Raw genomic sequence first — 17,123 nt, 5'->3', positions numbered from 1 at the left:
CGTCCTGGGGCACGGGCGCCCCTGCCGGTACGTTGACCGGCCATGACCAGCCGCGTAAACTGGTCACAGGCCCAAGCCTGCGGATTGTCAGATCCGCAAACAATCTTCGAGTTTTTCCCGGAACCCTTCTGCACGCGCGTGGTCGCCAAACTTTGCGCAGCAGGAGGGTTACCCTTTGGCTGGTGTTCGGTTACAGCCTCCGGGGTACCTGAAAGCATAGCGCGTTCAAAGCCGCTCGTGAGGTGCAGCACACTCTGCGCCTTCATGCGAGCTGCCCCGACTTGGCGAGCGCTAGGACTTCATCACGGTCACGTTGGACGTCCGAGGGGTTGCGCTCGGCCTCCAGCTGGGCGATGCGGAGGCCGCAGCGTTCCAGGAGGGCGAGGGCCACGCGGTCGTGCGCGAACGCGCTGCGCATGCGGCGGGTGTGCTGCGCGAGGCTGCTGGGCAGGTCACACGCGGGGCAGGGCACCAGGTACCCGGGGTCGGTGGGCTGGTGGCCCGTGCCCTGGCAGACCGCGCAGGGCGTCAGGGCCGCTCGCAGCTCGCCCAGCAGGCGGGCGCGGTCCTCGGCGCGCAGCAGGGTCTCCCCGCGCTCCGCGTCCGTCTCCAGGGCGCGCAGCAGCAGCTCGGCCGTGCTGACTGGCAGGGCGACGGCGGTCACAGCCACCCCCGGAACAGCAGGGGGCGCAGATCGTTGCGGTGGGGGCCGGACACGCGGCGCTTGTTCTGCCGGGCGACCACGCGGACGCACCAGCAGCCGCGCCACTGCACCATCTGGAGGGCGGGCCACGTGTCGTGCGGCGTGCCGGCCACCGCGCGGGCTGTGCGGTTGTTGATGTACTGGATGGCCGCCTGCCAGTAGCTGTGCAGCCACGTGCCCTGCACGCCGGTCACCAGGGCGCGGGTGGTGTACGTGCCCAGCATGCGCAGGAACTCGGCGTCACGCACGGCGGGAGAGGCCACGGTGAGGTCGAAGAGGTAGCTGCCGTGATACACGCGGGCCGGAGCCTGCGTACCATCGGCGCGCGTGCGGTTCACGCGGGTGCGGCGCCTCATGGCTGCACCTCGGTCAGGCTGGCCCCGTAGTTTCTGAGGGGCTGAACGTAACTGCGGGGGTGGCCGGTCACGCCTGATCACCGCCCAGCATGGGCTGCCCGGTGTACGCGGTGATCTGCAGGCGGAGGAAGCGCAGGCCCTCGTCGTAGCGGTTGCGGGGCAGGTCGCGGTACCCGGCGAGTCCGAAGCGGTTGTTGAACATCCGCCACGCGCGGCCGTAGTCGCCCATGAGCTGCCCGAGGCGGCGCCCGAGGTCGTACACGGCGCGCACCTGGGGGCCCACGATGGGCGTGCTGTCGAGTTCCTCGCGGACAGCGGCCAGTTCCTGTGCCTGGGCTTCGACGCGGGCTTCCATGCCCAGCTGCGCCTCGCGGATCTGGATGACCGTCTGGAGGGCCATCAGCAGGGGATCGGCAGGCGGAGCTTGGAGGGCGGGCGCGGGGGCGCCCTCCCGCAGGGCGCGCTCAGCGTCGATGAAGTACCGGCGCAGGGCCTTGCCCCTGGGTGTGCGTTCCAGCATCGCCACCTCTTTGGCCAGATCGACCGTCAGGTGGTACTGGGTGGCGGGGCGGCCCCCCTCGGGGGTTTTACTCACTTCTGAGTAAAAGTCCTCGCCTTCGGTGGCCAAGGCCTCGACGAGGCGGCGGGTGATCCAGTCACTGAAGCGCGTGCCGACGCCGAGGGCGAGGTGCAGCATGCGGGCGTCCACCCAGATCTCCCCGCGCGCTTCACGCAGGGGGATCAGCTGCCCCAGGCCGGGGTCGTTCGGTTCGCTGTGGTACGCGGGGTGGGTCACGCGGGGTCACCGTCCTCTGCGGGGGGCGCGCTTCCCTCGTCTTCGCCCAGGAGTTCATCCAGGGTGAAGAGCTGGGGGCCGCTGGGTTTGTCCTTGCCTTTCTTGCCCTCGGGCTTGCTGCCCTCGCTGTCGGCTTCGGCTGGGGCGTCCTGTTCGTCCTCGGGTTTCACGGGGTCGTGTTTCTTGGTGGCAAGGACGATCTGCGCGCGGTACGGGGCGTGGATGTCGAACAGCAGGCGGTTGTCCGCGAGGAAGCTCATGACCAGCTCGGCGTCCTTGGTGAGGTGGTTGAACGCGCCGCGGATGGCGTGCACGAACTGGAGGCCCAGCGCGCACTCGCTCTGCTCGGTCATGACGCCCTTGAAGGGCTTGTGGACGTCCGGCAGGGGCACGGGCTCCGGCTCTTCGCCTTCAGGGGCGTCGTGTTCGTAGGGTGGGACGTGCATGATGCCGTCCGGGCTGTGGAGGATGCCGGTGCTGGCCTCCAGCAGGATGTGCTTGCCCTTGACGTACTTGAACAGGTCGCGGATGTGATCGGCGCGGTAGGCGCGGTGCTTCCCGACCGACATGCCGAACAGCATGTCCGCCCCGGCCTCTTCGGTGTGCACGGCGGGCGTGAGCATGGCGCTGTAGCCGTCGGTGGCGAACCAGTGGGGTTCGCCGTTCATGTCGAAGAGGTAGACCCCGGCGCAGGTCCACACGTGCTTGTACCCGGCCTGGGTGAACTGGTGCAGGGGCGGGCGCGCGGTGAGCGGCAGGCCGCTGGGCAGGGCGGGCTTCACGCGCGGCCGTCCAGGGTGCGCAGGCGGGCCTGGAGCAGGCCGAGGGTCATGACCTGCGCGGGCGTGGCGGTGCCCGCCTGGGCGCGGGCGGCGATCAGCTGGTAGTGGGCGGTGAGTTGCTCGCGGCTGAGCAGGTCGAGGTGCAGGGTGTGCGTCATGCGGCGGCCTCCAGGTGGGTGGGGGTGGCGAGGTGCCAGAGATCGGTGAGCAGTTCCTCACCCAGTGCGGTGAGGGCGTAGAGGGTGGATCGGCCCGCCTTGCCCTGGCGGGTGAGGACGCCGAGGCGCACGAGGCGGTGGATGGCCTGGCGCAGGGCCGCGCTGGTGGCCCGCACCCCGCAGCGGCGGGCGAGCGTCGGGCCCGGTAGCGGCTCAGCGCACGCCACCGCCAGCAGCGCGTGCGGCAGCTGACCAGGGAGCAGGGCGGGCTCTTTCATGGCAGGGCCTCCAGTCAGGGGTTCAGCAGGTCGAGTTCGACCTGCGTGGTGGCCGCTTCCACACGCAGCGCGACGTCCACCGAGCCGCTATTCCGGCCTGCGCGCAAGTTCCAGACCTGGGAGCGGCCGGTGCCTGCGAGTTCCGCGACGCGGGCGAGATCGTTGGATTTCAGCGCCTGGAGCCGCTGCGCCAGCGAGGTGAGGGCAGCGGTTACGGCTGTGGGTTCCGTAATAGGCGTGTGATTCATCATGTCCCATTCTAGGGACAAAGAGGGGCGGATACAAGACTGTCCCTAAAATGGGACAAAGGTGTTTACTATGAGGACACGATGACCGATTTGACGGACAAACTCGCCGGTGAAGTGATCCGGAATGCGCGCCAAGCGCGCAAATACACGTATCGCCGGATGGAGATGCTGTCTGAAGAATTGGCCCAGCGGGAGCCTGACCGCTTCGAGAAGGTGTCCAAAACGGTCCTGTGGAACATGGAGACCGGCGGGGAGAAGTTCTTCCTCCAGCGTGCCGTCAGCCCCGGCAAATTGCGCTCACTGATCGAACTACTGTTTAGTGGCGATCACGCGAAATTCGCGCGTGAGACGGGCCTGACGGTGCTGGACGTCATGACGGACGGCGGCCCCACGGAGCGCATGTCGCTGGACGTGCCGATGTTCCTGGAAATGGAGGCGGTGGGGAACATCAGCCGCACGGTGCTGGCCCCGGTGTCCTGCGACTTCGTGATCGAGGTCAGGACCGGCCGCATGCACCCGGTGCTCGCGCAGGGGCAGGCGCTCTACTGCATCCGCGCTGACCGCGCCCAGCCCGGCGAGCTGGCGGTGCTGGACCTGCCGGAAGAGGGTCTGACTGTGGCCACGGCACTGGCCGGCGGGCGCTTCCGGTTTGAGCGCACCCAGCGGGAGTTTGCGCTGGTCGATGGCGGCCGGGTGCATGGGGTGGTGTCGTGGCTGAAGCCCGTCGTGCCGGTGTAAACCTGCACCTGCCCAAGTACCTCGCGGGACGCCTTCAGGCGTACGCGGTGGCGCAGCGCCAGGAGGTCGGCGAGATCATCGAGGCATGGCTGGAGGATCTGCCGGACATGGTGGAGCAGCTGGCGGGCCGGGGAGACGTGGCGTTGCCCGTGGTCAGCCCCGATCAGCCGCGGCTGCTGGTGCGCCTGACGGACGCAGGACGGGGCCGCCTAAACGATCAGGCGGCCCGGCTGGAACGGCTCTTGGGTGGTGAGGACGTCTCAGCTCGCCGGTTGGCCCGCTGGCTGATCGAGGAGCGCCTCCAGGCGCTGGGCGAACTGTAGAAGCTCCTGCCGGATCGGCGCGAGGCCGGGACGCTGGGCGAGCAGCTGCTCTGCCGTGTGCGTGCCCATGAGCAGGCAGGACACGGCGTCGTAGGCGTCAGTTTCAGTGTCGAGGCGGCCAGTGGCATCGGCGGCAGCGAGTACAGTGCGGCCCAGACGATCCATGAGGGTTTCGACATCAAGAGGTGGAACGTCCATGGAATCACACCCTAGTGCGCGACGTTAGTTCGTGCGTTACCTGATTTTACCTCTCCGGTTTACCAGGTGCGTAATCAGCCGCTGGTGCGGCACAGCGTGCAGGGGCGCGGAATGCCGTCGTCAGCGACAGGCGCACTGAGGGCGGGCGCACTGGCCGAGATCCTGGTGACGGCCGTGGTGGCAGCGCCGGCAACGAGGGCGAGAACGAGAAGCACGCGGACGGGAAGTATGGTTTTCATACGCCCTTAGCGTGACTCTCAAATGACCGGCAATCAATCCTCGATTCGGGATAACAGCGCCTCGTCCAGCACGGGACTCGCGCGCCGCAGCCGGAGCATCACGCCCTCCCACGCTTCCGCCACGCCACCCGTCGAGGCCCGCGCCAGCACCTCCGCATACCGGTACAGGTCACCCACGTTCACGATGCGGTGCTCCGTGAGCCCATGCCGTTCCAGCCGGTCACGGTACTTGCCCATGTGGCCGCCGTTGATGACCATTTTCACGCCAATCGACTTATGAATCAGGTGTGCGGCGGCCTGGGGCGGCACACGAATCTTCGCGTGGTTGGTCACGTGCGCGTCCATCAGCAGCGGCGTCGTCAGCCCGCTGAACATGCCCCGCAGGCGCGAGTCCGGCGCGTGGGCCAGCAGCAGGGCCGCGCGGGGCGAGCCCGCTTCCAGCAGGCGGATCACGTGCGCCTGCTGCGGGAGGGCCACCAGGGCTTCAATCGCGTCGTGCATGAGCTGCGCGGGGTTGTCCTCGATCAGGCCGTCAAGGACCGCCATGAGGCGCAGGGCGGTCCAGTACACCCGCTGGTCACGGGCGTGCGGCGCGTCACCCAGCTGCGTGTCAAACGACGTCACGGCCCCGGCGTGCATGCTGCGCAGGGCGTTCAGCAGCCGCCCGTACCCGCTGATCTGCATGCTGTCCGTTTCCAGCACCGGGATATCGGCGTACCGCATCTCTGACGCGGCACGGAAGCCCTCCACCAGACGGTCGGACCATTTCTGTCCCGAGGGCGGCATGCTGAAATCCCCCATCAGGGCGCGGGCGATGCGTTCCAGGTGCGGCAACTTGTGCTTCTGGGCGTAGTCGGCGGCCTGCTCGTAATCTCCGTTGTACAGGCACCCCTCGGCGAGGTTCACGGCACCATGCCACGCCGTCACCGCGTGCGGACTGGCCAGGATGTTTAATTGCACCTGCTTGGGCACGTCCTTACCCATGCTGCGCATGATCGTGGTCCACAGCATCTGATTCACGCGTGTGCGGTGCGGCAGGTCCAGCACGGTGGACAGGCCCAGCGCCTGCCCGATGTGCAGCAGCGCCTCCAGGGGCCGGCCGAGCGCCAGGTGCGAGTACGCGACCGCGTACTGGACGAAGCACGCGGCCTCCATGCTGCGCGGGTTGACGCTGCGGATGATCTGCGCCTCCGCGAGGGTCTCGGCGTACTTGCGGTTCGTGATCAGCAGTTGCAGCCGCATCGACCGCAGCAGGTCCAGATTCGCGCCCGGCTGGCCCTCATACATGCCGATGGCGTTCTCCACCAGTTCGCCCGCCTCTTCGACCTCGCCGGACGCGGCCAGGGCGTGGACGTACCGCGCGTGCCAGTCGGGCGTGGCGTGACGGTCCCGCTGGAGACGCGTCACGAGGTCCCCGGGCTTGTTGTGAGCCCAGAGGTCATCCCAGATTGCAGGGTCGCCGTAATTCATCTGAAAACCGCCTTATGGAGAGCGTATGAGGTGACCGCGCGGCCAGTTGCCTTACTTGCGGTGTGATTGATCTTGTCCCATAATAGGGACAAGCCAAACGGGACGCAACCCAAAAGGCGATCCCCCCTCTCCAGATCCATTGCGGGCAGCGAACGGAAATCACAGGAGAGGGGGGAACCGGAGACCACGATGACGCACTCCACCCCCGCCGTCAACACCCCCGAAATTCCCGCCTCATTCCGCGCGGCGATGGCCCGCGCGATTGGTGACGCTCGCCTGCGCGGCGTGCCCTTCAGCCCCACGCAGGGCGAGCGCGTGACGCTGGGAGACACCGTGTACGCCGTGGAACTGCTGGAAACCGGCGGCTTCGTGGTCGAGAGCGGCAAGGCCCAGTACACCGTGACCATCACGGACCTGAACACCGGCCTGCGCGCGGAGTACGCGAACGCCTGGGCGAAGACGCGGCGCGCGAAGACCGGCGCCGTGAAGCACCACTACAGCCAGAAGAGCGTCGGCGGGCACAAGAGCTGGGGTGCGCTGCTGAGCGCCCTGGTCGCGCACGCCGCGCAGCGCTGGCAGGGGCAGGTGGCCGCGTGATCACCTTCCTGTACCGCCTGCTGGGCCGCCGCCCCGCGGCCACGCCCGAGCCCGAACTGCCCGTGAAGTCCTACGCCCAGCACGTCGAAGAGGAAGTGCGGGGCCTCACCGCGTACGCCGAGCGATTCAGTGGCACCCACCTTGAACCCATGTACCGCGACGCACTGGCCCGCACCCAGGTCGAGCTGAACGCCCTCACCACTCCGGAGGTTGCCGCATGAATCCCTGGCTGATGCTCGCCATCCTGCTGCCCCTCGCGGGCAGCCTGTTCCCCATCGTTTACTACCTCGATCAGCGGGACGCCCGCCAGGGGCGGAAACCATGATGTGGCTTCCCTGGCTGTGCTTGGGCGTGATCATCGGCGCGCTGATCGTCGGCGCGCTGCTGAAACACCTCGCCTCGACCCCGACCGCCGCACGCCCGCACGTCGCCACCGTGTACGCGTTCTGGGAGAGCGACTACCACCCCTGGATTCAACCGCGCATACGCGTCCTGTGGCGCCGCTGCTACGCGACCGCTGACGAGGCGGAGCGCGCGGCCCGCTGGGAAGCCCGGGAACAGGACCATCACGGCTTCGGCCGCTTTGACCGCGACTGCGGGATCGGCTGGGACGTCACCGGCCCCAGGGAGGTCACGGCATGACGAGCCAGCCCCGTGTCTACGCCATGTTCGAGCGCCCCGAGCGCCCCGCCCGCCCCCAGGTCGTGACGCTGCGCGTGCCCGTGCCCAGCCGCCGGGACGTGAGCTGGGTGCTGCTGCTGGTCGCCCTGGCCTGCGCGCTGGTCTGCGCGTTCGGCCTGGACGCCCGCTGGACGCCCGCGCTGCTGCTCAGCCTCGCCCCCTGGGCGCTGGGCGGCCTGCTGGCCACGGCCGCCCTGCTGACCATCCAGCGGGACCGGCTCAGCGAGTACGTGGACCGGGGCGGCGCGGCGTGACCGCTCCCCTCACCCTCTTTGACGACCTGCGGATGGATCTGGACATGGCCATTGAACTGACCGTCCAGGCCATCAACGCGTATGCGCACGTCAGCTCCCACTGGGTCGTGACCTTCAGTGGCGGCAAGGACAGCACGGCCACGCTGACCGTGCTGGACTGGCTGATTGCTCAGGGCCGCATCGCCCGCCCCAAGAGCCTGACCGCGCTGTACGCGGACACGCGCATGGAACTCCCGCCCCTGCATCATGCGGCCATGGGGCAACTCGCGCACCTCGCCGAGCGTGGCGTGCGCACCCGCGTCGTGCAGCCGCCCATGGACAAGCGGTTCTGGGTGTACATGCTGGGCCGCGGCGTCCCCCCGCCGGGCGCGCACTTCCGCTGGTGCACCGGCATCATGAAACTCGAACCCATGCAGGCGGCGCTCGCTGAACTCAGCGCCGACCTGGGGCAGTTCCTGGTCATGACCGGCGTGCGGATCGGGGAGAGCGCCGCGCGCGACGCCCGCATCGCCATCAGCTGCAGCAAGGACGGCAGCGAGTGCGGCCAGGGGTACTTCCAGCAGGACATCCAGGGGCAGGGCGCCATGCTCGCGCCCATCGTGCACTGGCGCGTGTGCAACATCTTCGACTGGCTCACCAATCAGACCGTGGGCTACGCGCACGGGTACCCCACGCTGGACGTGGCCGCCATCTACGGCGGGGACGAGGCCGCTGAGATCAACGCCCGCACCGGGTGCATCGGCTGCCCCGTCGCCAGCCGCGACAAGGGCCTGGAGGTCGTGGTGCAGCTGCCCGAGTGGGCGCACCTGCGGCCCCTGCTGGAACTGCGCGGCCTGTGGGATGAGATGCGCGCCGATAACGTCCGCCTGCGCAAGCGGGGCGAGCGGAAGAAAGACGGCAGCCTCACCGGCAACGGCGACCGCAAGGGCCCGATGACCCTCGAAGCCCGCCTGATGTTCCTGGACCGCGTGCTGGACATCCAGGCCCGCGTGAATGCCGGGAAGCCCGCCCACCTGCCCGTCTTCGAGCTGATCAACGCCGAGGAAAAGGCCCGCATCCGCCACCTGATCAGCGTCGGCACCTGGCCCGACCGCTGGACGGGCGACGAACCCCGCGCCGACGAATTCTTCTACCGCAGCCAGATTGCCGAGGGCGGCCAACTCCCCCTCATCGGAGACCTCGCATGAATCAGCACCTCGACACCGATCTGGACGCCGCGCCCGCCCGTGAGCGCGCCGCGGCCCTCGCCCGCCTGCCGGAACTGCTGGGCAGCCCCACCCTGCGCATCCTGAGCGTGGCCACCACCGGCCTGCGCCAGGCGCACCCCGTGCAGATCGTGGTACTGGACGGCGACGGGCGGACGCTGCTGGACACGCTGGTGCACACGGATCAGCCCATCGAGCCCGACGCGCAGGCGCTGCACGGCGTGCAGGCGGCGCAGTTGGCGGACGCGCCGCGCCTCGCGCAGGTCATGGAGGACCTGGAGCGCCTCACGTGGTACGGGAATGACGTGGTGGCCTTCAACCCGGGCTTCACCATCGACGCGCTGGTGCGGGCCTGCCGCGCGCAGGGCGTGGAGGCGTTCGGGATGGGGCACTGGGTGGACGGGCAGGCGCTGCTGACGCCGATCTGCGGGGTGTACAACTGGACGCGCGGCGCGTGGGGCCGCCTGAGCCTCGCGCAGGCCATCGGGCAGCAGCCCATGCCCGGACACTTCGCGGCCATCGGGACCGCCCTGGGGAACGCGCAGCGCCTCGCGTACCTGCTGCGCTGGCACGGCACGCCCCAGGACGCGCCCGCTGAACCCGAAGCCGAGACCTCGGGCTGCCGGGAGTGCTGGCGGCACGGGCAGCCCGACTGCGGGTTCGCCTGCTACCCGCCCAGCGACGCCCACGTGCACGAGGACCGCGCGTGACCGCCGCCACTTCAGGCCCCGTCTTCGTGTTCGAGCACGGCATGACCCGCCAGCAGAAGGAATGGTTGGCCGGTGCCGACCGGGCCCAGCGTGATGCGTTCTTCCGCGCGGCGCCCGTGCGGGTGGCCGTGCTGGACGTCATCAAGCCCGGCGTGGGGCTGGTGCAGCAGTTTCTACCGGTCATCCACGGTATCCCCGTGGGCCTGGGGAGCCTCACCCCGCACGACACCGCCGAGGCGGCCTTTGAGGTGGGTGTGGCCTTCCAGGCGCGCGCGCTGAGCGCCTCACCGCAGACACCGCTGGATCTGGACGCCCTGGGCATCCGGGGCGCCCACGTGCCCGAGTACGCGAGCGTGACTGGTCCGCAGGATGACCTGCTGGCCAGCATGACCGCCCACGTGCAGGGCACCCCCACGGGGCAGGCGTGAGCACCGCACCCCTGGGAAGTGGCTGACGGCATGAACCTCTCCCACCTCCGCCCCCACGAGGTTGATCTGATCCTGCGCCACTGGGATCGGGGGCGGCTCGTCATCGAAATCCAGCGCCTGAGCGGGCGGCCCCAGCACGTTGTGCAGGCCGTCATCGCCCAGCACCGCGACTACACGCCCGGCAAGGGCAGAGGACGCCGCACATGACGACACTCCTGAACGATCTGGCCACCGAAGCCCGCGAAATCAACGCCGCCAACGGCTGGGGCCTGACCTTCAACCCGGACACCAACCCCGACCAACTGCCCGCCATGCTCGCCCTGGTGACCAGCGAGGTCACGGAAGCCTGGACGGCCGCGAAGCCCGAGAAGGCGAACCGCGAGCTGGGCGACGTGATCGTGCGCACGCTGGACCTGGGGCACCTCATTGAGCCCGGGTACTGGGCCGAGTGCTCGCACGAGGTCTGCGTGATCGGCAGGCCGGACCTCCGCGCGGACAGCTGGCCGCTCAGCATGCTGCAGCTGCACACGCTCGTCAGCGAGGCGCTGGAACACTACCGCAAGGACGGCGACGGGTGGCGCCCCGGCGTCCTGAACCGCCTGCACGTCCTGGTGGCCACCACGTGGCAGACCATGGAGCGGTACCACCCCTGGCAGACTCCGGAGGCCGTCATCCGCGAGATCCTGGCCGCCAACCGGCAGCGCGCCTACCGGCACGGCGGGCGGCGCCTGTGATCACGTACCTCACCCAGCTCGAAACTCGGCTGCTGATCGTGCTGGCGCACCTGCACCCCGGCGCGTGCACGCCCCAGCGACTCACGCAGGCCCTGGACGCCACGCCCACCCAGTACGCCCTCGCCGCCGAGACCCTGCGCGACCGCCGGTACGCCGTGCTGTCCACCCCGGGCCTCGCTGTCACGCAGGCCGGGGAGCGCCTGGTGCGCGCGCACCTTGCCGAGCAGCACGCCGCCACCGCCCACCGCCGCACGCCCACCCCCCGACAGGAGCACGCCGCATGACCACCCCACTGCTGCGCGGCATTACCTTGACCCACCCGTGGGCATGGTGTGTCGGTTTCGCTGGCAAGGACATCGAGAACCGGTCCTGGCATCCCGAGCGGCAGGGCGGCCGGGTGGGCATGTACCTCGCCATTCACGGGGGCGCTGTCCCGGACGGAGGCGCACGGAAAACGCAGCAGCTGGAGGACCTGGCGTACGTGCAGCGGTACCTGCTGGACATTGACCAGCGCGCAGAGGCCACCTGGGAGCGCGTGGCCATCCCGGGCATCGTGGCCGTGGCCCGGCTCGCGGCCGTCACGCAGACCAGCACCAGCATCTGGGCGGCGCACGATCAGTACCACTGGCAGCTCGCGGATGTCGTAACCCTGCCGGAGCCCATCGCCCACCGGGGCGCGCAGGGGCTGTGGCAGGTGCAGCCCGACGTGCACAAGACCCTCGCGCGCTTCTACCGCGACGCACTGAAGGGAGGCTGACATGCCCATCCGAGAAGAGAACCGGAAGCTGTACCCCACGAACTGGAGAGACATCAGCCTGGAAGTGCGCGGCCGCGCTGGGAACCGCTGCGAGGGCAGCCCCGCGTACCCGGATTGCCGGGCGGCCAACGGCGAGCCGCACCCCGTCACGGGCAGCCGCGTGGTGCTCACCGTCGCGCACCTCGACCACGACCCGCGCAACAGCGACCGCAGCAACCTGCGCGCCTGGTGCCAGCGGTGCCACCTGACGTACGACGCGCCCCGCAAGGCGCAGAACCGGGCAGCGCGGGCGCAGGCGGGTGCGCTGTGAAGTCGAAGGTCTGCCCCCTGATGATCGGCGGCATGCCCATGCTGCTGCTCACCGCGGCCTGCGGGGTCCCGCTGCCCAAGGCTGACCTGCTGGGCCGCGCGGAATCCATGTGGGACGTCAGCGGCGGCGACCCGCACCAGTTGCACGGGCAGCTGAACACCCTGGAAACCCTGGGGTACCTGCGCCGGGCGGGCACAGTGCCCAGCGCGGGCCGCCCGAGCGTGCTGTGGGTGATCACCCGGGAAGGTGAAGAAGTCCTGGACAAATGCTGGCCGGAGTTGATGGCGTGGAAGCGCGAGCGGCAGGACGCCGCATGAGGCTCATTGAGTACGTGCCGCCCGCCGCGCAACGGGAGGTGCAGGTGGATGCCGGGTGGGTGCATTTCGACCCCGCCGACGAGCGCACGTTGCACTGGGCGCACACCGTCAAGGGGAAGACCCGGTTTCCCTGCGGCCTGAAGCTCCCCCGTGAGCGGAGCGGCGAGCTGGTGCGCGTGTGGAGTGATGACCCGACGCGCTCGGCGCGGCAGGGCCTGATCTCGCACGGGAAGGTGTTGTGCCCCCGTTGCGTGAGCGAGCTGGTGCGTATGCGGCACGACCTGCCGTTCAAGCACGGGGACGCCGTAGTGTCCCGCGCGTGCGGCATGACGCTGTACGGCCGCATTGCTGAGTTCTTCGAGGATCTGGACGGCCAGCCGCAGCTGAACCTCACGCGGTTCTGGCCGCGTGCCCAGCTCGACGAGTACGAGAACCCGCGCGAGTGGTACCGGGCGGCCAGTGAGTGCCAGACGTACGATGCCAGAAAGAAGCCTGAGCCCCGGAGGAAGCCTACGCTGCGCCCCGTGCCTCTGTTCGGGTGCAGCGCATGACTGCCCCGCTTCTGGAATCCCCGGTCACGTGGACGCACGCGCAGCTGGTGGAACTGGCGCGGCAGTGGCTGTACCGGCAGGACTGCAGCTACGTGTTCACGGAGTACGGGGCGCTGACCGAGAAGCCCGACGCGCTGGGCTATTTCGGGCCGCAGGCCACCATCCTGATCGAGTGCAAGGTCTCGCGCGCGGATTTCCGGGCGGACGCGAAGAAACGCTGGCGGAAAGAGCCGGCCACCGGGCTGGGGCGCTGGCGGTACTACCTGGCGCCGCGTGGCCTCCTGCGGCCCGAGGACCTGCCGGAGCGGTGGGGCCTCCTGGAAGTGCTGCCCACCGGCACGATCAAGTGCGTGCATGGCCTGCGGGTGCATGGGCGCGGCTTGGATGACGCGTGGCGTGCCCGCCTGCAGGCCGACGCCGGGCAACTTGACGGTGAGAACCCGTGGCACGTGAAGCGGCGCCAGCTGCTGGAATGGCGCGCCCAGGTGGCGGCCATGGAGTTCGAGGAACGGTACGCGGCCGGGGAACTGGCCATCATGCACAGCGCCCTGCGGCGGCTGGCGCTGAAAAACTGCATGGGCATCCTGAAAACGAGTGAGTACAGCCGCGTGGCGTGGCGGGAGGAGACCTGGGTGGATGACGCGTGGCGGCCTGTGCCGGGGTCGGGGGTGCCATTTTCCGAGGCAGCGGCTCGGGATTCGAGTGGGTGACTTCTCTTGTCCATGTCGCTTACGCCATTCCTACCTAACCTGACAATCGCAACGCATGCTTTGCTGAATTCAAAAAAGGAGCTCGATGATATGAAGGATCTCTGCAGCCCTATACCACCCTCACCGACAGAATCCGAGTGTCAGCGGTGCGATGAGATGCCCTCAGGCCAGGACGTTCGGCAGCAACTGGTCAACCTGCAAGGCGCAGCGTCACGGGCACTGTATATACTCGACCACTACGAGAACTTCAGAGAAGCGAAGCAGCTCCTGCGGGCAGCGCTGGCTGACGTTCAGCACGGATAATCCAGCCTTTGGGGGTAGGGGAGCATGTGGCCACATGCTCCCCTACCCCATGGCATCATGCGGCAGCACTTCAAGCCGAAGCACGGGGCCGACTGGGGCCCCACACGTCTCCTACTGGTTTCCCTCTGGCGAGGTTCTGAATGGCGAAAAATACGAAGGGGAAGTCGAGATCGAGCAACAATGTGATCAACGTCAACCGTCAGGCAAACGATTTCCGATTCGGCGGGAACACCAACATCGGAACCGCGGATGCTGCAGATGACCGGCTGCTCTCTGAAACCTTTTTCGATAACGGTTCCCTTGATCTGGTCATGAGCGTCGAGGCTCCTGAGAGCATCGTGGTCGGCCGCACCGGCTCTGGCAAGACAGCATTGATCGAGAAACTCAACGAAAAACAGCACAGAGCAATCGATATCAACCCGGATGAATTGGCGTTGGGCTATCTAGTTGATAGCACGCTTTTGAGATTCTTCTACGAGTCCGGCATCAAAATGGATATGTTCTACAAGCTACTGTGGAACCATATCTTCATTGTGCAAATCCTGAAAGTAAGATACAACATAGAAAATGAAGTTACTAGATTGAGCATCTTGGATAGATTTAAAGACTTTTTGAGCGGCAATAAGGGCCGAACCGAGGCCGTTAATTATCTTTTGGACTGGGGAGATAAATTCTGGCTGGGAACGGAGGAGAGAGTTAAAGAGGTTATAAACAAACTGGAATCGCAGGTTCAGCAGAGCGTCGGCGCAGATGCGAAAAAGGCGATGCCCGCAATCCTAGATCTGGGTGTGAAAGCCGAGGTTAAGAACGATCAGAAAATGACTGAAGAGGTCAAGCTAGAAATTATCAACCGGGGTCGTGAAGTCGTGTCTAGGATTCAGACACAGCGTATCCAGGAAATAGTGCGCCTGCTCGACACGGAAATCTTGCAGGATAGGCAGAAGCGATACTACATCACGATTGATAAGTTGGACGAAGGATGGGTCAACGATGACTTGCGTTATCATCTAATCAAAAGCTTGATTGAAGTAGCTAGAGATTTGAACAATAGAATCTCTAATCTGAAAATCGTAATTGCACTAAGAAGGGATTTGATCGCCCGAGTCTTTGAAAAAACACAGGATTCAGGATTTCAAGAGGAGAAATTCAATTCGCTGTACATTGACCTACGATGGAGCCCGAGAGAGCTTGAGAGCCTGTTGAAGCTCCGAGTGGATAAAATGATATCCAGCCGACCCACCAGTCGGCAAATATCAATGAAAGATATTCTCCCTGGATCAGTGAACAACGTCCCGCCACTTGAATATTTGATCACTCGTACCATGCTGAGGCCGAGAGATTTGATCATATTCTTTAATCTCTGTGCGAAGCATGCCGCTGGTAAGCCAAAGATAGCGGCCTCTGACATAACGCAAGCGGAGATTGAATATTCTCAAAGCAGGTTAGAGGCTCTACAGTACGAATGGGGTACGGATTACCCGAATATAGGCACTCTAATCCAGTTTATGAGAAGCTATCCGGCTTCTTTCACTGTAGGCGAAATATCCAAGAAATTTAGGGATTCAGCCCTGGAGCTTCTTACCCGAAAACTATCTATCCAAGACGAAATTTACAAGATTATTAGCGATAAGTTTTCCGATGAAGAGCCGAACCCCATGGTGGAGAGCTGCTTAGCGGTTCTGTATAGGATTGGAGCAATAGGCGTGCGCCCCGTACAGAGCCATACAGTCTATTGGTCATTCAAAAGTCAGAACTCGACCATTCCTAGCTTCAATGTAAAATCGGTCTATTACATTCACCCTTCACTGTGGGCCACTTTGAATATCAAACCTGTTGATTCAAAAATTGGCATTTACGGCTAGGCAGTTAGGAGTCCATCACTCCCCTCAGTGCAAAGGGCCACCCTGCCCGAGCCCCCGGCCATCACGGTCGGGGGCTTGCCTCTGGTATGTGGCGCTCGTCGTTCTCTTACCTAAACGACTTTAGGTAAAGGAAAAATGAAGGGTGACAGCCCATGACAACAGCCCCCGGATCACTCCGGGGGCGCGTCAGTTTTCCGCCAGCCAGTCTTCCGGGCAGGGCTGCGCGAACTCCACGTCCAGCCAGTACTCGGCGTCGCTCACGCTGCGGCCCTCGCTGATCAGCTCATCCCGCCACGCACCCCACACCTCCGCGCGCAGATCCTCGTCACAGCCCAGCCGGTCGGCCAGCTCCGCGCGGGTTGCTGGGTCGGGCGCGTCACCGGGTTCGCCCTGGTCAGCGAGGTACGCCGCGTCCAACAGGTCCGCGATCTCCACGGGGGTCAGGTCTCGCACGTCCATGTCCTGCACCTTACCCTGGTGGCATGCGCGCCATTCAACAGCCGTGTGAGGTCACCCACGTGACGCCGCGGGGCACCCCCAAGGTCATCCGCTGGAATGACCGGACGTACCACCTCACCCAGGAACTGGACCGCTACCGCGCAGGTGGCCGGTGGTGGCTCGGGGAACCCTCGCGCACCTGCTGGGTGCTGCAGTGTGGCTCAGTGGTACTGGAAGTCCACCACTTCGATGAGACACCCGGCGCGCACCCGCAGGGCTGGTTTATCGCGCGGATGCAGGACTGAAGTATCAGCAGAACGTCTCTGACCTTGCACCCCTATCATTGCTTCGTCGTATGGGCTACCATTGTTTATATGACCAACAGGAAGGTAACTCGAAATGCCCTCCAGGTGCTGATTGTGATGGCCAGGCATCCGGAAAAGCATCAGTACGCCCTGGAGTTAAGCCGAGACGCCGAGGTGAATGTGGGCACGATTTATGCCGTGCTGGCACGACTTGAGCAGCAGGGACTGGTAAGCAGTACGGTTGAAGGGATTGACCCAATTGCTGAAGGTCGTCCTGCACGACGGTATTACCTGCTCACCGCTGAAGGCCTTGCTGCTGCGCGAGAAGAAATTAGGAAAACGCAGAGGCTGATGACACTCGGCGGGAGGATTAATGCTTGACCTGGGAAAAGATTTTCTTATGGCGCTCGCCTCTGGGCTCTTTGTTGAGCAGTTACCGCTGATATCGCAGTGGATTATTATTTGTGTTTCCAGTTTTTTGCCTATGAGGATCAGAAAAAGATATAGAGATGAGTGGCTCGCTGATCTCCATGAACAGGAAAAGTCGATCAGTAAATTTATTTTCGCCTTACAGACCATTCCCAACACCATTTCAATTGTAGTATCAACTCAGACGAATCGTGACCGCATTGAAAGAAGACTAATGCTATCGAGATGGTATCATGTTTTTTT

The 17,123-nt window shown here is 65.6% G+C and carries 30 protein-coding genes; 21 read left to right on the top strand and 9 right to left on the bottom strand.

Annotation, left to right across the window (positions count from 1 at the left end; all coding sequences use genetic code 11):
- Positions 1 to 262 precede the first annotated feature (262 nt).
- The 7 genes from IEY63_RS19010 to IEY63_RS18980 all read right to left on the bottom strand — a co-directional run bounded on the left by IEY63_RS19010 (position 263) and on the right by IEY63_RS18980 (position 3,324).
- Positions 263 to 664 (bottom strand): hypothetical protein, encoded by a 402-nt coding sequence (locus IEY63_RS19010; RefSeq protein WP_189070574.1) that lies wholly within the window; start codon positions 662 to 664, stop codon positions 263 to 265.
- Complete coding sequence (locus IEY63_RS19005) at positions 661 to 1,059, bottom strand: hypothetical protein (protein WP_189070573.1); 399 nt, start codon at positions 1,057 to 1,059, stop codon at positions 661 to 663. Before IEY63_RS19005 ends, IEY63_RS19010 begins: the two co-directional genes overlap by 4 nt.
- 67 nt (positions 1,060 to 1,126) lie before the next feature.
- Entirely contained in the window at positions 1,127 to 1,855 is a 729-nt protein-coding gene (locus tag IEY63_RS19000; protein WP_189070572.1) for an antA/AntB antirepressor family protein, read from the bottom strand.
- Positions 1,852 to 2,637, bottom strand: coding sequence for a hypothetical protein (locus IEY63_RS18995; protein ID WP_189070571.1), 786 nt, complete (start codon positions 2,635 to 2,637; stop codon positions 1,852 to 1,854). The genes IEY63_RS19000 and IEY63_RS18995 overlap by 4 nt, the downstream gene beginning before the upstream one ends.
- Complete coding sequence (locus IEY63_RS18990) at positions 2,634 to 2,795, bottom strand: hypothetical protein (protein WP_189070570.1); 162 nt, start codon at positions 2,793 to 2,795, stop codon at positions 2,634 to 2,636. Before IEY63_RS18990 ends, IEY63_RS18995 begins: the two co-directional genes overlap by 4 nt.
- Positions 2,792 to 3,073, bottom strand: a complete 282-nt coding sequence (locus IEY63_RS18985) for a hypothetical protein (protein WP_189070569.1) — start codon at positions 3,071 to 3,073, stop codon at positions 2,792 to 2,794. Before IEY63_RS18985 ends, IEY63_RS18990 begins: the two co-directional genes overlap by 4 nt.
- A 14-nt stretch (positions 3,074 to 3,087) precedes the next feature.
- Complete coding sequence (locus IEY63_RS18980) at positions 3,088 to 3,324, bottom strand: hypothetical protein (RefSeq protein ID WP_189070568.1); 237 nt, start codon at positions 3,322 to 3,324, stop codon at positions 3,088 to 3,090.
- Positions 3,325 to 3,402: 78 nt separating this feature from the next.
- Here IEY63_RS18980 and IEY63_RS18975 point away from each other — a divergent pair, with 78 nt between their 5' ends.
- Both IEY63_RS18975 and IEY63_RS18970 read left to right on the top strand, forming a co-directional pair.
- On the top strand, positions 3,403 to 4,059 hold the full coding sequence (locus tag IEY63_RS18975) for a hypothetical protein (protein WP_189070567.1): 657 nt from the start codon (positions 3,403 to 3,405) through the stop codon (positions 4,057 to 4,059).
- Positions 4,032 to 4,382, top strand: coding sequence for a hypothetical protein (locus IEY63_RS18970; RefSeq protein ID WP_189070566.1), 351 nt, complete (start codon positions 4,032 to 4,034; stop codon positions 4,380 to 4,382). The genes IEY63_RS18975 and IEY63_RS18970 overlap by 28 nt, the downstream gene beginning before the upstream one ends.
- A gap of 470 nt (positions 4,383 to 4,852) precedes the next feature.
- Here IEY63_RS18970 and IEY63_RS18965 read toward each other — a convergent pair whose 3' ends face one another.
- Complete coding sequence (locus IEY63_RS18965) at positions 4,853 to 6,289, bottom strand: hypothetical protein (RefSeq protein WP_189070565.1); 1,437 nt, start codon at positions 6,287 to 6,289, stop codon at positions 4,853 to 4,855.
- Positions 6,290 to 6,478: 189 nt separating this feature from the next.
- On the opposite strand from IEY63_RS18965, the gene IEY63_RS18960 reads away from it, so the two are divergent.
- From IEY63_RS18960 to IEY63_RS18885, 16 genes are all read left to right on the top strand, one after another.
- Positions 6,479 to 6,886 (top strand): hypothetical protein, encoded by a 408-nt coding sequence (locus tag IEY63_RS18960; RefSeq protein ID WP_189070564.1) that lies wholly within the window; start codon positions 6,479 to 6,481, stop codon positions 6,884 to 6,886.
- On the top strand, positions 6,883 to 7,107 hold the full coding sequence (locus IEY63_RS18955) for a hypothetical protein (protein WP_189070563.1): 225 nt from the start codon (positions 6,883 to 6,885) through the stop codon (positions 7,105 to 7,107). Before IEY63_RS18960 ends, IEY63_RS18955 begins: the two co-directional genes overlap by 4 nt.
- A gap of 100 nt (positions 7,108 to 7,207) precedes the next feature.
- On the top strand, positions 7,208 to 7,528 hold the full coding sequence (locus IEY63_RS18950; protein WP_189070562.1) for a hypothetical protein: 321 nt from the start codon (positions 7,208 to 7,210) through the stop codon (positions 7,526 to 7,528).
- A complete protein-coding gene (locus tag IEY63_RS18945) occupies positions 7,525 to 7,821 on the top strand; it encodes a hypothetical protein (protein WP_189070561.1) in 297 nt (98 codons plus the stop codon). The genes IEY63_RS18950 and IEY63_RS18945 overlap by 4 nt, the downstream gene beginning before the upstream one ends.
- Positions 7,818 to 9,008, top strand: a complete 1,191-nt coding sequence (locus IEY63_RS18940) for a phosphoadenosine phosphosulfate reductase domain-containing protein (protein ID WP_229784812.1) — start codon at positions 7,818 to 7,820, stop codon at positions 9,006 to 9,008. Before IEY63_RS18945 ends, IEY63_RS18940 begins: the two co-directional genes overlap by 4 nt.
- A complete protein-coding gene (locus IEY63_RS18935; protein ID WP_189070560.1) occupies positions 9,005 to 9,736 on the top strand; it encodes a 3'-5' exonuclease family protein in 732 nt (243 codons plus the stop codon). The genes IEY63_RS18940 and IEY63_RS18935 overlap by 4 nt, the downstream gene beginning before the upstream one ends.
- Positions 9,733 to 10,164 carry a hypothetical protein gene (locus IEY63_RS18930; RefSeq protein ID WP_189070559.1) on the top strand — a complete coding sequence of 144 codons (432 nt, stop codon included), beginning with the start codon at positions 9,733 to 9,735 and terminating at the stop codon, positions 10,162 to 10,164. Before IEY63_RS18935 ends, IEY63_RS18930 begins: the two co-directional genes overlap by 4 nt.
- Positions 10,165 to 10,194: 30 nt before the next feature.
- Positions 10,195 to 10,371 carry a hypothetical protein gene (locus tag IEY63_RS18925; RefSeq protein ID WP_189070558.1) on the top strand — a complete coding sequence of 59 codons (177 nt, stop codon included), beginning with the start codon at positions 10,195 to 10,197 and terminating at the stop codon, positions 10,369 to 10,371.
- On the top strand, positions 10,368 to 10,898 hold the full coding sequence (locus tag IEY63_RS18920; protein WP_189070557.1) for a nucleoside triphosphate pyrophosphohydrolase family protein: 531 nt from the start codon (positions 10,368 to 10,370) through the stop codon (positions 10,896 to 10,898). The genes IEY63_RS18925 and IEY63_RS18920 overlap by 4 nt, the downstream gene beginning before the upstream one ends.
- Complete coding sequence (locus tag IEY63_RS18915) at positions 10,895 to 11,182, top strand: hypothetical protein (RefSeq protein ID WP_189070556.1); 288 nt, start codon at positions 10,895 to 10,897, stop codon at positions 11,180 to 11,182. The genes IEY63_RS18920 and IEY63_RS18915 overlap by 4 nt, the downstream gene beginning before the upstream one ends.
- Positions 11,179 to 11,655, top strand: coding sequence for an ASCH domain-containing protein (locus IEY63_RS18910; RefSeq protein ID WP_189070555.1), 477 nt, complete (start codon positions 11,179 to 11,181; stop codon positions 11,653 to 11,655). Before IEY63_RS18915 ends, IEY63_RS18910 begins: the two co-directional genes overlap by 4 nt.
- 1 nt (position 11,656) lies before the next feature.
- On the top strand, positions 11,657 to 11,965 hold the full coding sequence (locus tag IEY63_RS18905; protein WP_189070554.1) for a hypothetical protein: 309 nt from the start codon (positions 11,657 to 11,659) through the stop codon (positions 11,963 to 11,965).
- On the top strand, positions 11,962 to 12,282 hold the full coding sequence (locus tag IEY63_RS18900) for a hypothetical protein (protein ID WP_189070553.1): 321 nt from the start codon (positions 11,962 to 11,964) through the stop codon (positions 12,280 to 12,282). The genes IEY63_RS18905 and IEY63_RS18900 overlap by 4 nt, the downstream gene beginning before the upstream one ends.
- Positions 12,279 to 12,833, top strand: a complete 555-nt coding sequence (locus IEY63_RS18895) for a hypothetical protein (protein ID WP_189070552.1) — start codon at positions 12,279 to 12,281, stop codon at positions 12,831 to 12,833. The genes IEY63_RS18900 and IEY63_RS18895 overlap by 4 nt, the downstream gene beginning before the upstream one ends.
- Positions 12,830 to 13,543 (top strand): hypothetical protein, encoded by a 714-nt coding sequence (locus IEY63_RS18890; RefSeq protein ID WP_189070551.1) that lies wholly within the window; start codon positions 12,830 to 12,832, stop codon positions 13,541 to 13,543. Before IEY63_RS18895 ends, IEY63_RS18890 begins: the two co-directional genes overlap by 4 nt.
- Positions 13,544 to 14,028: 485 nt before the next feature.
- Complete coding sequence (locus IEY63_RS18885; RefSeq protein ID WP_189070550.1) at positions 14,029 to 15,708, top strand: P-loop ATPase, Sll1717 family; 1,680 nt, start codon at positions 14,029 to 14,031, stop codon at positions 15,706 to 15,708.
- A gap of 186 nt (positions 15,709 to 15,894) precedes the next feature.
- On the opposite strand, the gene IEY63_RS18880 is transcribed toward IEY63_RS18885, so the two are convergent.
- Positions 15,895 to 16,167 carry a hypothetical protein gene (locus tag IEY63_RS18880; RefSeq protein ID WP_189070549.1) on the bottom strand — a complete coding sequence of 91 codons (273 nt, stop codon included), beginning with the start codon at positions 16,165 to 16,167 and terminating at the stop codon, positions 15,895 to 15,897.
- 23 nt (positions 16,168 to 16,190) lie between these two features.
- Between IEY63_RS18880 and IEY63_RS18875 the strand changes: the two genes are divergently transcribed.
- The 3 genes from IEY63_RS18875 to IEY63_RS22315 form a co-directional block, all read left to right on the top strand.
- Entirely contained in the window at positions 16,191 to 16,451 is a 261-nt protein-coding gene (locus tag IEY63_RS18875; RefSeq protein ID WP_189070548.1) for a hypothetical protein, read from the top strand.
- Positions 16,452 to 16,520: 69 nt separating this feature from the next.
- Positions 16,521 to 16,832: a PadR family transcriptional regulator gene (locus tag IEY63_RS18870; protein ID WP_189070547.1), complete on the top strand. Its 312-nt coding sequence runs from the start codon at positions 16,521 to 16,523 to the stop codon at positions 16,830 to 16,832.
- The coding region (locus tag IEY63_RS22315) for a hypothetical protein (RefSeq protein WP_229784811.1) at positions 16,825 to 17,123 on the top strand (299 nt) is incomplete at its 3' end. The genes IEY63_RS18870 and IEY63_RS22315, both read left to right, overlap by 8 nt.

The organism is Deinococcus radiotolerans (assembly GCF_014647435.1).
In the GTDB taxonomy this organism is placed as follows: Bacteria; Deinococcota; Deinococci; order Deinococcales; family Deinococcaceae; genus Deinococcus; species Deinococcus radiotolerans.
This window is presented reverse-complemented; position numbering and strand designations above follow the sequence as displayed.

What these genes read in the sequence shown, in the direction of transcription:
- IEY63_RS18935 (WP_189070560.1), top strand. Translation starts at nt 9,005, where the DNA reads ATGAATCAGCACCTCGACACCGATCTGGACGCCGCGCCCGCCCGTGAG.
- IEY63_RS18960 (WP_189070564.1), top strand. Translation starts at nt 6,479, where the DNA reads ATGACGCACTCCACCCCCGCCGTCAACACCCCCGAAATTCCCGCCTCA.
- IEY63_RS18880 (WP_189070549.1), bottom strand. Translation starts at nt 16,167, where the DNA reads ATGGACGTGCGAGACCTGACCCCCGTGGAGATCGCGGACCTGTTGGAC.
- IEY63_RS18870 (WP_189070547.1), top strand. Translation starts at nt 16,521, where the DNA reads ATGACCAACAGGAAGGTAACTCGAAATGCCCTCCAGGTGCTGATTGTG.
- IEY63_RS18950 (WP_189070562.1), top strand. Translation starts at nt 7,208, where the DNA reads ATGATGTGGCTTCCCTGGCTGTGCTTGGGCGTGATCATCGGCGCGCTG.
- IEY63_RS18905 (WP_189070554.1), top strand. Translation starts at nt 11,657, where the DNA reads ATGCCCATCCGAGAAGAGAACCGGAAGCTGTACCCCACGAACTGGAGA.
- IEY63_RS18895 (WP_189070552.1), top strand. Translation starts at nt 12,279, where the DNA reads ATGAGGCTCATTGAGTACGTGCCGCCCGCCGCGCAACGGGAGGTGCAG.
- IEY63_RS18985 (WP_189070569.1), bottom strand. Translation starts at nt 3,073, where the DNA reads ATGAAAGAGCCCGCCCTGCTCCCTGGTCAGCTGCCGCACGCGCTGCTG.
- IEY63_RS18965 (WP_189070565.1), bottom strand. Translation starts at nt 6,289, where the DNA reads ATGAATTACGGCGACCCTGCAATCTGGGATGACCTCTGGGCTCACAAC.
- IEY63_RS18890 (WP_189070551.1), top strand. Translation starts at nt 12,830, where the DNA reads ATGACTGCCCCGCTTCTGGAATCCCCGGTCACGTGGACGCACGCGCAG.
- IEY63_RS18990 (WP_189070570.1), bottom strand. Translation starts at nt 2,795, where the DNA reads ATGACGCACACCCTGCACCTCGACCTGCTCAGCCGCGAGCAACTCACC.
- IEY63_RS18875 (WP_189070548.1), top strand. Translation starts at nt 16,191, where the DNA reads ATGCGCGCCATTCAACAGCCGTGTGAGGTCACCCACGTGACGCCGCGG.
- IEY63_RS19005 (WP_189070573.1), bottom strand. Translation starts at nt 1,059, where the DNA reads ATGAGGCGCCGCACCCGCGTGAACCGCACGCGCGCCGATGGTACGCAG.
- IEY63_RS18980 (WP_189070568.1), bottom strand. Translation starts at nt 3,324, where the DNA reads ATGATGAATCACACGCCTATTACGGAACCCACAGCCGTAACCGCTGCC.
- IEY63_RS18910 (WP_189070555.1), top strand. Translation starts at nt 11,179, where the DNA reads ATGACCACCCCACTGCTGCGCGGCATTACCTTGACCCACCCGTGGGCA.
- IEY63_RS18945 (WP_189070561.1), top strand. Translation starts at nt 7,525, where the DNA reads ATGACGAGCCAGCCCCGTGTCTACGCCATGTTCGAGCGCCCCGAGCGC.
- IEY63_RS18925 (WP_189070558.1), top strand. Translation starts at nt 10,195, where the DNA reads ATGAACCTCTCCCACCTCCGCCCCCACGAGGTTGATCTGATCCTGCGC.
- IEY63_RS18975 (WP_189070567.1), top strand. Translation starts at nt 3,403, where the DNA reads ATGACCGATTTGACGGACAAACTCGCCGGTGAAGTGATCCGGAATGCG.
- IEY63_RS18920 (WP_189070557.1), top strand. Translation starts at nt 10,368, where the DNA reads ATGACGACACTCCTGAACGATCTGGCCACCGAAGCCCGCGAAATCAAC.